Source organism: Aquipluma nitroreducens (genome assembly GCF_009689585.1).
Taxonomy (GTDB): domain Bacteria; phylum Bacteroidota; class Bacteroidia; order Bacteroidales; family Prolixibacteraceae; genus Aquipluma; species Aquipluma nitroreducens.
In genome coordinates this window covers 1,448,064-1,462,764 of record NZ_AP018694.1, presented here as the reverse complement: position 1 = coordinate 1,462,764, position 14,701 = coordinate 1,448,064, and the positions used below count along the sequence as shown (strand labels likewise).

At 39.2% G+C, this 14,701-nt stretch carries 10 protein-coding genes; all 10 read left to right on the top strand.

Annotated elements, in window-relative coordinates; genetic code table 11:
- Positions 1 to 113: 113 nt before the first annotated feature.
- Complete coding sequence (locus tag AQPE_RS06160) at positions 114 to 1,682, top strand: RagB/SusD family nutrient uptake outer membrane protein (protein WP_318350176.1); 1,569 nt, start codon at positions 114 to 116, stop codon at positions 1,680 to 1,682.
- A 69-nt stretch (positions 1,683 to 1,751) separates the two neighbouring features.
- Positions 1,752 to 2,453 (top strand): 3-keto-disaccharide hydrolase, encoded by a 702-nt coding sequence (locus AQPE_RS06155; RefSeq protein ID WP_318350175.1) that lies wholly within the window; start codon positions 1,752 to 1,754, stop codon positions 2,451 to 2,453.
- Between the two features lie 9 nt (positions 2,454 to 2,462).
- A complete protein-coding gene (locus tag AQPE_RS06150) occupies positions 2,463 to 3,809 on the top strand; it encodes a Gfo/Idh/MocA family protein (protein ID WP_318350174.1) in 1,347 nt (448 codons plus the stop codon).
- 150 nt (positions 3,810 to 3,959) lie between these two features.
- Positions 3,960 to 4,730, top strand: a complete 771-nt coding sequence (locus tag AQPE_RS06145) for a 3-keto-disaccharide hydrolase (protein ID WP_318350173.1) — start codon at positions 3,960 to 3,962, stop codon at positions 4,728 to 4,730.
- Positions 4,731 to 4,807: 77 nt separating this feature from the next.
- A complete protein-coding gene (locus AQPE_RS06140) occupies positions 4,808 to 5,662 on the top strand; it encodes a sugar phosphate isomerase/epimerase family protein (RefSeq protein ID WP_318350172.1) in 855 nt (284 codons plus the stop codon).
- A 227-nt stretch (positions 5,663 to 5,889) separates the two neighbouring features.
- Positions 5,890 to 6,483, top strand: a complete 594-nt coding sequence (locus AQPE_RS06135) for an RNA polymerase sigma-70 factor (RefSeq protein ID WP_318350171.1) — start codon at positions 5,890 to 5,892, stop codon at positions 6,481 to 6,483.
- A 64-nt stretch (positions 6,484 to 6,547) separates the two neighbouring features.
- On the top strand, positions 6,548 to 7,609 hold the full coding sequence (locus AQPE_RS06130) for a FecR family protein (RefSeq protein WP_318350170.1): 1,062 nt from the start codon (positions 6,548 to 6,550) through the stop codon (positions 7,607 to 7,609).
- Positions 7,610 to 7,730: 121 nt separating this feature from the next.
- The gene (locus AQPE_RS06125) at positions 7,731 to 11,189 is read left to right on the top strand and encodes a TonB-dependent receptor (RefSeq protein ID WP_318350169.1); all 3,459 of its coding nucleotides are present in this window, start codon (positions 7,731 to 7,733) and stop codon (positions 11,187 to 11,189) included.
- 29 nt (positions 11,190 to 11,218) lie between these two features.
- Positions 11,219 to 13,183 (top strand): RagB/SusD family nutrient uptake outer membrane protein, encoded by a 1,965-nt coding sequence (locus tag AQPE_RS06120; protein ID WP_318350168.1) that lies wholly within the window; start codon positions 11,219 to 11,221, stop codon positions 13,181 to 13,183.
- Between the two features lie 127 nt (positions 13,184 to 13,310).
- Positions 13,311 to 14,693 (top strand): glycoside hydrolase family 88/105 protein, encoded by a 1,383-nt coding sequence (locus AQPE_RS06115; protein ID WP_318350167.1) that lies wholly within the window; start codon positions 13,311 to 13,313, stop codon positions 14,691 to 14,693.
- The last annotated feature ends 8 nt before the right edge of the window (positions 14,694 to 14,701 follow it).

The following is a 14,701-nucleotide window of genomic DNA, read 5'->3' as shown; positions in this document are numbered from 1 at the left end:
AAATGTCTTCAATTGTAATTTATTTACACTCTTAGGTTATTATTTGTTTGAAAAACAACAAGATATCGAAATTTACCAAACAACAAGAATTCTGTATTTTAAATTTTATATAGATGAAAAAAATATTCATATTTTTAACAGGAATGGTATTACTGGCAGCTTGTAGCCAGGACTTTATAGACTTAAATTCACCTTCAAGCCTCAATTCCTTAGGGTTTTATAAGACACAGGCCGATTTGAATCAGGCAGTTTTATCAGCTTATGGAAACTTGCGTTCTGTTTACAATGGTACTTTTGTTCGGTTGGGTGAAATACGATCAGATAATACAACTTTTTCCTGGTTAGCAGGCAACCCTGCGAACGAAAAAGGAATTGATGAGTTTGCTTCCCCTTTATTACCTGAAAACAGTTATCCAACAAGCTGTTGGAATGATTGTTATAATGTTGTTAATCGATGTAATATAATTATTGGTAGAGCTGATAAAGCTACTTTTTCTAATGAAGGGTTAAGAAAACAGTATGTGGCTGAAGCTAAATTTGTCAGGGCTTTGATGTATTTCTATTTGAACAGAGTTTTTGGTGGAAATGCGATAAATGGGCAATTGCTAGGTGTTATAAAGGTTGATAAGGAAATCTCACAAGCGGAAGCTTACGAAATGCAACGTGCTTCACTTCAGGAGATTTATGATCTTATCGTTGATGATCTAAAATTTGCCGAACAAAATCTGCCTGATATTTACAGCGCTGTTGATAAAGGAAGAGTTACAAAGGGTGGAGCAAAAGGGTTACTGGGTAAAGTTTATATGACAATGGCTGGATTTCCCCTCAACAAAGGCAAGGAATATTATAGTCTTGCTAGTCAAAAGTTTCAGGAAGTTGTTGCCGACTCTAAATATTCATTAGTGCCGAGTTATAAAGATCTGTTTGACGTGACTAAAAAGAATAGCAAAGAATCTCTATTTGAAGTTCAATATAAAAAGGGGAGTCCGAATGGTGCGACCGGAAGTCCATGGAATAATGATTTCGCACCTCGTTTTTCTGATAAAGAAGTAGTATTGATAGGGGATAAAGGTGGTGTGAATGCACCGACAGAAGATATATCGAAAGTCTATGAAATCGGGGATCCCAGAAAATATGTTTCAATGCGCGATGGATGGAAGAATGCAAAAACAGGCGCCTGGGAAAATGATAGATATGTTTGTAAATATTATGATGTTGCAACTAGTGGTTCAGATAACGGTAATAATTGGATTGAACTCAGATTAGCAGACATTTATCTTTTATTTGCCGAAGCTTTAGTTCGCAATGGTGGTGATAAATCTATTGCTTTATCTTATCTTAATCAGATTCGCCAAAGGGCACGTAATACACCAGGAGATCCAAGTATTCAAAAACCTGCCGATCTTTTGAAAGATTATAATCTTAGTGATTTCTCTACGGATCAATCTTTTTTGTTGGCAATCGAAAAAGAGCGGCGCACAGAATTGGCTTTTGAAAATCATCGCTGGTTCGATCTAGTCAGAACAGGGCGCGCTAAAGATGTTATGATTGGAGAACAGGCTGCTGATGGATATGGCTCTTTTGTATGGAGTGATGATATGCTGTCTTATCCAATACCAATGACAGTAATGCAGTCAAATCCTGGTAAAATTATTCAAAATAAAGGATATACACAGTTATAAATGGCTTAACCGGATGCTGAGTTATTATTGATTAGCATCCGGTTTTTATATTTTAAAATCAAATTCATTATGGGAAAGCGAATATTAATTTTATTCATTTGTTCTTTTTTCGGTATATATTTAGTATCAGCCCAGTTACCTAAACTTAGCCAAAAAGAAATCAAACAAGGTTGGACACTTTTATTTGACGGAGTTAGTACCAAGGGTTGGATAACACCAGCAGGAAAATCTGTTCCGGCAGGCTGGGAGATAAAAAATGGATGTATATCCACGATCAAGGGTGGTAAAGGCGGCGATATTATTACTGAAGGTGAGTATTCGGACTTTGATTTTTCTGCTGATTTTAATATCGAACCTGGATGTAACAGTGGAATAAAATATTTTTATACCAAATATGAAACCGGAGGAAATCTGGGAATGGAGTACCAGATCATTGATGATAAATTGGGTGAGGACATTGAAAAGGAGAATCATCTTTGTGGATCTTTTTATGATGTTTTGCCTGTAATTGCGGGTAAGAAAAAAGTAAATGCACCAGGCGAATGGAATACAATACGCATCGTATCCAAAGGAAAGAAAGTTGAACATTGGTTAAATGATGTGAAAATCCTTGAATTTACACGTGGAGACAAAACCTATACTGATGCCGTTGCACTCAGTAAATTTAACAAAGCAGTACCTGCTTTCGGAATGGTCGAAAAAGGACATATTCTATTGCAGGAACACGGTGGTGCGGTATCTTTTAAAAACATTAAAATCAAAAAATTATAAGCAAGTATTATGGATAACAGACGCGATTTTATTAAGAAAGTAGCTGTCACTTCAACTGGCATCGCCATAGGCGGAACAGCATTTGGATTTAGTGCAAAAAGCTACAAGAATATTATTGGAGCGAATGACCGGATTCATGTTGCTACTATCGGTTTAAATGGCCGTGGAAACAGCATGTCTGGTACTTTCGCTAAACAGAAAAACACCGAGGTGTCATGTGTATGCGATGTTGATTCAAGAGCAATGCCTAAGGCAATCAATTCGGTAATGAAGGCAGGCCAGACCACTACACCTATATCAGAAGGCGATTGTCGCAAAGTATTGGAAAACAAATCAATTGATGCTATATACATTGCAACTCCCGATCATTGGCATGCACCACTCACCATTATGGGTTGTCAGGCCGGAAAACATGTTTATGTTGAAAAACCAGTATCGCATAATCCGAGAGAAGGCGAAATCGCTGTTGCTGCCGCACGAAAATATGACCGTGTTGTACAGATGGGTGCACAACGTCGTTCAGCACCAATACTTACTCAAGGTATCGAACAATTACACAAAGGAATTATCGGTCGCGTTTATTTGGCAAAAACCTGGTACACCAATACACGCAAATCATTGTTCCTGAAACCAGGAACCGTTCCTTCCTGGCTCGATTATGACTTATGGCAGGGACCTGCTCCACGCGCCCCTTTCCAGGATGGACTGATTCATTATAATTGGCATTGGTTCTGGAATTACGGTACAGGTGAAGCCTTGAACAATGGGACACATGAAGTTGATGTTGCCCGCTGGGGTCTTGGGGTAGACTTCCCAATCCGTGTTACTTCAGTGGGAGGTAGATATCATTATCAAGATGATTGGCAAACGCCTGACACACAGGTGGTCACTATGGATTATCCTGGCCGGGTATCTTTAATGTGGGAAAACCGAAGTTCCAATGGAAGAGCAATTGAAGGCGCTGATCGTGGCATTATCTTCTACGGAGAAAAAGGAAGTTTAGATACCGGTGGCGATAGCTATAAGGTATATGACAATGATGGTAAATTGATTAACGAAGTGAAATCGCTTATCGTAGAAGGTGCTTTAGACGGACGTAATACTGCCAGCCCGAGTTTAGGCATGGACAGCCTTCATGTTGCTGACTTTTTAGATGCAATAAGAAATAACCGACGTCCAAACTGTGATGTTGAATTAGGATATAAGAGCGTAATGGCCATGCAGTTGGGTAATATATCCTGGCGCGTGGGACGGGATCTTAAAATTGATCCAAAAAATGGCCATATTATTGGAGACTCCGAAGCCCAAAAATTATGGGGCAGGGAATATGAAAAAGGTTGGGAACCGAAAATTTAAGTTTTATTAAATAAGTTATTTGTCTGATTAAATAACCAAGTTTCGAAAAAGGGAGGTATGAGAAAATCAAACTTTACATGCCTCCCTTTTCAATTTAAGTAGCTATTTTTCTTGCCTTTTCATTCAATTGATTAAATCAATACATCAAAGATGAATAAAACCAGAACTAATTTATTATTAAGCTTAATATTTGTTTGTATTAGCTTTGTATTAATCTCATGCTTTTCCCCAAAAGGAGATTCTTCTTCCAACGTACCCAACACCTTATCAACTAAAGAAATCGAAGAAGGTTGGACTCTTCTTTGGGATGGAAAATCTTTTAACGGTTGGAGAGGCATTTATAAAAATGATTTTCCGGTTCATGGTTGGATTATTGAAAATGGAGAATTGATATGCCTTGGAAATGAAATGCCAGACTCCCTGAAAGGAGGTGATATTATTACCGATAAGAAGTATGGGAGTTTTGAATTAACCTGTGAATTCAAAATTACGGATAAGGGAAATAGTGGAATTAAATATTTTGTCAATGAGTCACTTAAATCATCACCTGGTCATGGCCTTGGCTTAGAATTCGCAATTTTGGATAACGAAAATTGGCCTTATGATAAGCCTGATTACAACAGAACTTGTGGTTCATTGTATGATTTAATTCGGGCTCCTAAAAACGTAAAAGTTCAGTCTAAGGGAGAGTGGAATGTAGCGTTGATTATTGTTGATGGAAATCACATTGAACACTGGCTCAATGGAACAAAAACTGTTGAAATTGAAAAAGGCAATGAAAAGTATAATCAACTTTTGGCAAAGAGCAAATACGCGAATATTAAAGGCTGGGGTGATTTTCATGATGGTCATATATTATTGCAGGATGAAGGACCAAGGAGTTCATTTCGTAACATCAAAATAAGAGAAATTAAAATCTGACATGGAAGGTTTAATACTATTACCATTTACGCCTATCTTCTATAATCCAAAAATATAAGACATTAAATATCAATAATATGAAATTTAGAATACAAATTTTGTTTTTTCTTTTGCTTGAAGTCGGATCTCTAAGTGCAAAAAAGAGCAAACCACTTTTTCCACAAACTCCGGGAATGGTGTCATACACTTACCGCAATAGTTTTGCAAAAGATGTGGCAGCTACACTCGATACCCTTAAAAATTTGGGTATTACAGATATGGAATTTTCTAATTTATTTAAGCGAACAGCTTCTGATATTCGTAAACTGCTCGATGAAAGAGGAATGATCTGTTCATCATTTGGAGTTGGCTATCCTGATCTGACAACCAAAACACATGAAGTTGGTGAGAATGCAAAGACCCTGGGCGCAAAATTTGTACGTGTTGCGTGGATTCCCCACGATGGACCATTTACCCTTGAAGTGGCTCAGCGTACGGTTAAAGATTTTAATGCCGCTGGTAAAATTCTGAAAGATGAATTTGGTATCACATTTTGCTACCACAATCATGGATATGAATTTGAACCTTACGAAAACGGTACATTGTTCGATTACATCATGAAGAATACCGATCCGAATTACGTAAGTTTCGAGATCGATATTTTATGGACATTCTTTCCTGGTGTGGATCCGGCTAAACTAATCGCAAAATATCCGGAACGCTTTAAACTGTTGCATCTAAAAGACCTTCGGAAAGGTATTACAGGTAATAAATCCGGAGGAACAGCTGTTGAAAACGATGTGGCATTAGGAACAGGGCAATTGGATATTCCAGCTATTCTGAAAGCTGCAAAAAAAGCAGGTGTCAAACATTATTACATTGAAGATGAAAGTCCGAGTTATGCCAAACAGGTGCCCCAGACAATGGCATATTTGAAAAGTTTGACGTACTAAATTCAAGAACAAATACTTCCAAATAATTTCATTCATCAGACTTATTCTATTCATAGTCATAGATATTAGAATCAGTATTAGTTTGCCTCTTTGTTAGAAATAACAAAGAGGTTTTTCTTTTTTTGTACTTTTAAGGTTTGTGTCCGCAAGATTTTGATAATTGTAAAAACTACATTTATCCTAAAAAATGCCTTATTTTGTTAGACATATACAGAAACAAACATTTTATGCCCTCTTCAGGCCTGAATAATACTGTAAAAGAAAAAAATCTATTCCTTGAATTTCAGGGTGGAAACCATGCTACATTCGACTATTTCTTCGATAAATATTATCGTGGGCTTTGTGTGTATGCATACCGGATACTAAAATCAAGCTCTGAAGCCGAAGACCTCGTGCAGGATTTTTTTGTTCGGGTTTTAGAGAACCGTGCAACTATTTCTATTGAAACCAGTGTCAAATCCTATTTTATTCGTTCAGTCCACAATCGCTGTCTCGATAATCTGGCGCACAAGAAGGTTAAAATCAACCACGAACAATTCAGGCTTAAAATGATGAACGAGGAAGATATGCACGAATATCCATTGCTCGACAGCGAACTAACCTTACTGATTGAACGGGCAATTCAGCATTTACCCGACGGGATTCGTGAAACATTCATGACTAATCGCTTTGAAGGTCTTAGCTATCAGCAAATCGCTCAACAGGAAAATATTTCGGTTAAAACGGTTGAATACCGTATCAGTAAGGCACTTAACATACTTCGCAAAGATTTGGGCGACTACCTTCTCTTGCTGTTTTTTATGAGCAGATGTAATTTTTAACATTTTTTTTAAGATTTGTTTAGGGTGAAGTAATACTTTGCCGTCATATACACGAATAATATATATGGAAACACACGATCACATACCTGATTTCTTGATGGCCTACTTTCATGGAGAAGCCAATGAAGAGCAAAAAAAGTTGGCTATTGAATGGCTTAAAAGTCCTGAAAACGATAAAGTATTTCAGCAATTAAGGAAGATTGACAGCATGACCGCAGATTTAAATTTATTGCAACAGTTTGATCTTAAGGATGGAAAGCAACAAGTACTAAAAAAATACAGAAATAGAAAAGCATTTGCCATATCGGTTTGGATACAACGCATTGCCGCCGTACTTTTTATCCCGGTGCTATTGGGCGGTATTTGGTATTATGTACAGCAAAATGAACTCAGGAAAGAATTGAAAGTCTTAATGGTCACTCAGGAAATTGTGACCCAGCCCGGAACTAAAACGCACCTTTTTCTTCCGGATAGCACTGAAGTATGGTTGAACGCAGCCAGTAGTTTGAAATTCCCATCAGTATTTGTCGGAAACGAACGCCGGATAGCCCTTGATGGTGAAGCTATTTTTAAGGTATTTAAAAACAAAAAAAAGCCATTCATCGTAAGTACAGCGAGTATGGACGTTGAAGCTGTTGGAACTGAATTTAATGTTTCTGCTTATTCAGGCGACCTAAAATTCTCGACAACTCTTGCAGAAGGCAAAGTGAAAATCACTGATCGCGTAAAGTCTGAAGAGGTGATGTTTCTTGATCCGGGGGCTCAGTTGAATTACGACAAAAAAAATAAGACTTATCAAGCTGAAACAGTTAGAGTGCAGGATGTTATTGCATGGAGAGACGGAGTGCTGATTTTTAATGAAACGCCATTCTATGAAGTTGCAGCCAAACTTGGCAGGTGGTTTAATGCCGATATTCAAATAAACGATCAATCCATTGCAAATCATAGATTTACAGGAAAGTTTACCAGCGAAAGTCTTGATCAGGTGATGGAATTGCTGACCTTGACAACTCCAATCGCATACTCTAGTAGCAAACGAAAAATTTTAGACAACCAAAATTTTTCGAAACAAGAAATAAAAATATGGAAGAATCCTAATGTGAAAATCAATGAAAAAATAAAATGAAGCCTATGATTTGAAAATAGTCCTAAAAAAACAGGGCAGTTCCCCAACTGCCCTGAAGCTTAGTAACCGTCTGAACACGGTTAAATTTTTAATTTATTAAATCAAAAAGTCATTCAAACGTATGAAAAAAAAATGTAATCACCTCCTTTGGGATGATGGTATTCATCGTTCGTGGAGAAAAATTCTAATTGTTATGAAGCTAACAGCTATTCTAAGCCTTCTGTTGATGACTCAGGCTTTTGCCCTTAAATCGTATTCGCAAAAGACGCTGATAAACCTGAAGATGTCGAATGTGACTATTAAAGAGGTCTTAAGGGAGATTGAGGATAATAGCAATTTCTATTTCCTCTATAACAACGACCTTATTGATGTTAACAGCACCGTAAGCATTGAGGCAAAAAATGAGAAAGTTCAGGATGTACTTTCTCAACTATTTGCAGATAAAAACATTAACTTCCTGGTTAAAGATCGTCAAATTGTATTATCGCCTTTGCTGGCAGGTTCAAGTATAGATCAGAAAGCAAAATCGGTGTCTGGTAAAGTCACCGATCAGTCTGGTGGTTCGCTTCCTGGAGTGTCTGTGGTTGTAAAAGGTACAACCAATGGTACTATTACCGATATGGATGGTAAGTTTTCGCTTTCAAACATTCCTGAAAATGGCAAACTCCAATTTTCTTTTGTAGGGATGAAAATGCAGGAAATTTCGGTTGAAGGTAAAACTTCAATAAATGTTACCTTAGAAGATGAAACCATTGGCATTGAAGAAGTTGTCGCCGTTGGATACGGTGTTCAGAAAAAATCAGACGTTACAGGATCTCTGGTGCGGGTTGGCGCTGAAGAAATTAAATCACGCCCGGTAACCAACGCCGTTCAGGCGATTCAAGGTAGAGCCGCCGGGGTTGATATCACATCAAATGAACGTCCTGGTTCAGTTGGCGATATTACTATTCGTGGTGTTCGTTCACTAACTGCATCAAACTCACCGCTTTATGTTGTTGACGGAATCCCAATGGTAACTGGAACTGTTGGTGTAAGCGGATCTAACGATGATAAGGGTGTTCCTTCAAATAAAGTGACTCTTGGCGGTATTGACAACATGAATCCGAATGACATTGAGTCTATTGATATATTAAAGGATGCCTCGGCTACGGCCATTTATGGTTCACGTGGAGCCAACGGGGTTGTTTTGATTACTACCAAAAAGGGGAAAGCCGGAAAGCTTACCTTGAATTTTGACAGCTCTGTGACTACAGAAAAAATGCATGAATTTTCACCGCTGTTTAGTGCAGGTGATTATGTGGAATATCGTCGTTGGGCCGAATACAATGCCTATCCAACTACTTTTGTAAGGGGTGATCAGCCAACACAGGCCAATGATGCTAAAATTTTTACCGGAGATGACACTGCCATGGCTAATATCAATAAAGGCTGGGCAGGCGGCACCTGGGATGGATCGAAGTTAACTACTACAAATTGGACAGATTATGTAACCCGCACCGGTGTCACCACACAAAACACATTGAGTGCAAGTGGCGGTACCGACAAAATGAAAGCATACGGCTCCTTTGGATATACCGACAGTAAAGGTGTGGTAAAAGGACAAGGCTTTAAACGTTACAATGCGAATGTAAGTGTAGATCTAACGCCTTTAAAATGGTTCTCATTTGGTGGAAACCTGAATAGTTCATACAGTATCCAGGAATATGGACAATCAACTGCCGGTAACGTTGGTGTGTCCGCTCAATCGTCCTTGTACCAAAGCGCATATGGCATTTTTACATTCGCACAACCGTTTGATGCGAATGGTAACCGGATTGATTATCCGGGTGGCGATATTGCCGTTAAAACCATTATTGACGAAGATAAGTATTCACAGGATCAGCGCGTTACTTTCCGGACCTTTGGAAGTTTGTACGCCCAACTGGATTTTGGAGCTTTGTTACCAGTATTAAAAGGTTTAAGATTCCGATCCAATTTTGGTCCTGATATCCAAACCTGGCGCGATGGCATCTTCGAAGATGGTAAATCTGTTATCCGAAGTGGTTCAGCCTATGCTTCATTAGATAAAAGACAACGTGTTTCTTACACACTTGACCATTTGCTGTATTATGATACAAAATTTGGGAAACATGGTGTTGGTTTGACTTTACTACAAAGTCAAACGCAATTTGAAACAGAATCCAGTTTAATGACAGCTGATAATGTGCCATTTGCAAGCCAGAAATGGAATGCTTTGGGTGCAGTTAGTTCTCTAAAAAGTTGGAGTTCAGGGATCACTAAACAATCGTTACTTTCATACATGGCTCGCGTAAATTACAGTTATACTGATAAATATCTGTTAACTGTTTCAGGCCGTTATGATGGAGCCTCAGTATTGGCAGACGGTAATAAATGGTCATTCTTCCCAAGTGCTGCTTTAGGCTGGCGCATGGATCAGGAAAATTTCATGAAAAATATAAACTGGGTGACTCAATTAAAATTACGCCTTGGTTTTGGGGTTACCGGTAACGCTGCTATTGACCCATATTCAACCAAAGGAAGACTTGAAGCCATGTTTTATCCATATGGATCCACCTCTACAGCCGGTCAGTTAAATGTTACAACCATGGCCAATCAGGAGTTGGGTTGGGAAAAAACATCGCAATACAATGTCGGTATTGATTATTCGATTTTCAAATCAAGAATTTACGGAAGTTTAGATGTTTACACTTCACGTACCAGCGATTTGTTACTTAAAAAATCAATTCCTACTGTTACTGGCTTTTTAGATACCTATGCCAACATCGGTGAAACCAAATCGAAGGGTGCTGATTTGACAGTAAATACAATAAACATAAAGACTAAGGACTTTGAATGGTCAACAAGCATAAACGCTTCGTACCAGGATAACGAGATTGTTTCGCTGGCAAACGGTAAGCAAGACGATTTGAATAATACATGGTTTATTGGCCAATCGCAAAGTGTAGTCTATGGCTATGAAAGTGCTGGAATATGGCAGGAATCTGATGCCGCAGAAATGGCCAAATTCAATGCCAATGGGCATACTTTTTCAGCAGGAAATGTGAGACCTAAAGATTTGAATGGTGATTATAAAATTGATGCAAACAACGACCGAAAGATTATTGGTAGTACAATTCCGAAATATATCTTAGGTATAACAAATACTTTTAGCTACAAGGGTTTTGAGTTGTCGGCATTATTATATGGCCGTATGGGATATATTTATAGCACCGGAGGAGAAGGTATGGTTGGACGATATCAACAACGGGCGGTGAATTATTGGACTGATACTAACACTAATTCCGAATATCAAAAACCAATTTATTCTGCCGGTTATGGTGATCAGTATTATGCCTCACTAGGTTATAAACACGGATCATTTTTAAAGATTCGAAATATCTCGCTGGGTTATAATTTCTCTGATCGAATTGCGAGTAAACTGAAAGTATCCAAATTGCGGTTGTATGTTCAGGCAACAAACCCCGGCTTTATTTTCAGCCAAGTATCCTTTATCGATTTGGACACAAAATATCATGCTTCGAACAGGGGTTTTGTAACAGGTCTTAGCGTCCAATTTTAATCAATGTTAAATTCAAAAAATTGAAATTTATGAAAAAACATATCATACATCATGCACGCCTGCTTGCAATCCTGGCACTAACAGCATTGGGTGTAACGTCTTGTTCCAAAAGCTTTCTGGATGAGAAGTTGGAAACAGCAAGGGACTTTACCTACTACAATACTGAAGAAGGTATTCAGCAATTAGTCGTTGGAACATATTATCGGGTTTTTGCATCTCCTTTTGCTTCAGAGTATCAATTTGGTACTACCAATTACGGGACTGATGAATTCCATGTAGGTGGTGATGACACCAATAGTCAATGGAACAATTATGACAGTAGGTTCGGTTCTATAATCACTACTATTCGAACTACTTCTCAGGAACCATGGGATAATGCCTATCTGGGTATTGGCTTGGCGAACCAATTGATTGAATCGGCAACAAAGATTGAATCTACAAATGATGCCATCAAAAAAACTGCATTAGGCGAAGGGTACTTTATGCGCGCTTTTAATTATTTAAAATTGGTGCGGCAATATGGCGGTGTTCCCTTAAAATTGACACCAAGCACCACAGTTGAATTAGAGTTTACCCGCGCAACAGCGGAAGAAGTGCTGAAACAGGTAATCGATGATTTTACCCAAGCCTATAATTTGTTGTCGAATACCGGAGGCCCCAATAAAATCACGAAGGATGCAGCAGCACATTTCCTGGCAAAAGCTTATTTAACACGTGCCAGTGAAATTAATGACTCGTTTAATTCAGGAACAAAGACTGCCGATCTGCAAAAAGTGGTAAGTTTATCTGACGAAGTAATTACACGTCATCCGCTCGCCAGCAATTATCAGGCACTTTGGGACTATACCAAGCCAGATGGAACAAATGAATCACTTCCTGAATTAATCTTATCGGCCTCATTCAGCCGCGATCCGGCACTTAAAACTGAGAACAATAGTCATATTTTCTTTACTGCCCGTTATGATGACCTGCCAGTGATGCAACGCGACTTAACAGGGATGCGCCCATACAGCCGTTTGGCTCCTACTTATTTTACTTATGAGGCGTTTGACCACATTAACGATTCCCGCTTCTGGAAAGTATTCAGGACAAAACACCGCGTAAATAAAGCTGGCGCTTCAGGTGGTATTACCTATACACCGGGTGTAGATTTGGGTATTCTCTATATTATTAACTCAGCTACCGATACTCGTTTCGCTAAAACAATAAATAATAATGATCCTGGTATTTTGTACAGCAAGACAAATAAGACAATACCTTCGGTATATGTGGCACACGCTGCAGACGGTTTGGGCTTAGAAGCAAACCCACGTTTCCCTTCATTGTCCAAACATTATGAATCAGACAGGACAGCCATCAACGACAACAGAGGTATGCGCGATGAAATTTTAGCACGTTCTGCTGAGACCTATTTAATGGCTGCCGAAGCAAAAATTCGCTTAGCCAAAGCAGGTACAGGTTCTTATGCCGATGCGTTGTCTTACATCAATGCAGTTCGCGTCAGAGCGGCTTACAAAAGTGGTGAAGATCGCTCGTACTATACAGATGGTGCCGCATCTTTTCCTACTTCTACATTTGTTCAGGCCGCTAATATGAACTCATTTATGACAGAAAATTCGTATTATGAGTCAAATAACATTCCGGTAACAACAGCTGCTACAGATTTGAATATTGCAAGCACTTCTGCATTGCCGGCTGAAGATGAAGCCGTAATTGCTAAATTAGGTTTAGCAAGCGAATATGATAAATTGTTGTGCCTGATATTGGATGAGCGTACCAGGGAACTTTGTGGCGAATGGCTCCGTTGGGAAGATTTAAGCCGAACCAAAACATTGATTCCAAGAGTTAGAGCTTACAACAAAGAAGCAAAAGCAAACATTAAGGATTTTCACCTTTTGCGACCAATTCCGCAGACATTCCTTGATGGTATCTATAAAGATGGACAGCCTCTGTCTTCCAGTGAAAAAGCTGCTATGCAGAACCCTGGCTATTAGTCGCATATGAACTTAAAAAACAGGAAGGAACACTGTACCTTCCTGTTTTTTTATGCTTTACACTTCAGAAAGTTAATCCTTTATTCTTAGGTTTGTCAATAATTAACTAAACAAGACCCAAATTACTATGATCAGAAATATTCTTGCAGCTCTTATGCTGTTCCCGGTTTTTGCATTTTCGCAGAACCAACTTGCAAAACCGCAAAACGATGCGACTGCGCCGTTACATTTAATGCAACCCGATTATGTAACACCTTACAGCGTTCCAACTGCTGTTGAAATTACTAAGGTACTCGACAGGGTTTACAATTACCTCGAAGCTACAACACCAGTCCAACTTATTGATGCATCAGGAGCTGATTTGTCAGACTTTGCCAAAGTAAACGCACAAACGAAATTCAAGCAAGGCGATTTCAGGTTAATTAGTTACGAGTGGGGCGTAACCTATGCTGGAATGTTGCTCGCTTCTGATGCAACCGGAGATCAGAAATATGCTGATTACACATTCAAACGACTGAAATTTTTAGCTGATATTCGCCCTTCATTTCTGAAATTGGAACAGCAAAATCCGGAAGTTAGAGACGCTATGTATTCGGTTAACCATCCACATGCGCTCGACGACGCAGGTGCCATGTGTGCCGCTATGATTAAGGCTGAACAGGCTAAAATCGGTACCGACCTTAATCCAATGATCGATAATTTCATCGATTTCATCTGTAACAAACAACAGCGGTTCGATGATGGAACTTTGTCGCGCAACCGGCCACTGCCCAATTCACTTTGGTTAGACGACCTGTTTATGAGTGTTCCGGCATTGGCTCAAATGGGCAAATACACTGGCCAAACCAAATATTACGACGATGCTGTGAAACAAGTGCTGCAATTTTCGAAACGCATGTTCAATTACGACAAAGGATTGTTTATGCACGGCTGGATTCAGGAAATGCCAGAACATCCGCAATTTCACTGGGCGCGTGCCAACGGATGGGGTGTAATGACCATGGTTGAATTGCTTGAGGTTTTACCAACCGATTATGCGGGTCGCGATCAGGTACTCGATTTGCTGAAACGCCACATTCGTGGTTTGGCAAATTATCAGTCCCCATTTGGCTTTTGGCATCAGCTCATCGACAAAAACGATTCGTATCTCGAAACTTCGGCAACAGCAATTTATACCTACGCCATTGCCCGTGCCATCAATCGTGGCTATATCGACGAGCAGGTTTACGGACCAATGGTTTGCCTGGCCTGGAATGCTGTTGCATCGAAAGTAACCGAAAAAGGGCAGGTTGAAGGGACTTGTGTGGGCACTGGAATGGGATTCGACCCTGCTTTTTACTACTATCGTCCAATTAACGTTTTTGCAGCTCATGGTTATGGACCAGTCATGCTGGCCGGAGCTGAAATGATTGAGTTATTGAAAAAGCATTTCCCAAAACTGAACGACAGTGCTATCCAGTTTTATAAACAAGAAGTTAAAGGTAACGGCGCAATCTTCGAAGCCAAATAAAGCTTTAT

Coding starts and splice junctions, on each gene's coding strand:
- AQPE_RS06160 (WP_318350176.1), top strand. CDS start 114: ATGAAAAAAATATTCATATTTTTAACAGGAATGGTATTACTGGCAGCT.
- AQPE_RS06155 (WP_318350175.1), top strand. CDS start 1,752: ATGGGAAAGCGAATATTAATTTTATTCATTTGTTCTTTTTTCGGTATA.
- AQPE_RS06150 (WP_318350174.1), top strand. CDS start 2,463: ATGGATAACAGACGCGATTTTATTAAGAAAGTAGCTGTCACTTCAACT.
- AQPE_RS06145 (WP_318350173.1), top strand. CDS start 3,960: ATGAATAAAACCAGAACTAATTTATTATTAAGCTTAATATTTGTTTGT.
- AQPE_RS06140 (WP_318350172.1), top strand. CDS start 4,808: ATGAAATTTAGAATACAAATTTTGTTTTTTCTTTTGCTTGAAGTCGGA.
- AQPE_RS06135 (WP_318350171.1), top strand. CDS start 5,890: ATGCCCTCTTCAGGCCTGAATAATACTGTAAAAGAAAAAAATCTATTC.
- AQPE_RS06130 (WP_318350170.1), top strand. CDS start 6,548: ATGGAAACACACGATCACATACCTGATTTCTTGATGGCCTACTTTCAT.
- AQPE_RS06125 (WP_318350169.1), top strand. CDS start 7,731: ATGAAAAAAAAATGTAATCACCTCCTTTGGGATGATGGTATTCATCGT.
- AQPE_RS06120 (WP_318350168.1), top strand. CDS start 11,219: ATGAAAAAACATATCATACATCATGCACGCCTGCTTGCAATCCTGGCA.
- AQPE_RS06115 (WP_318350167.1), top strand. CDS start 13,311: ATGATCAGAAATATTCTTGCAGCTCTTATGCTGTTCCCGGTTTTTGCA.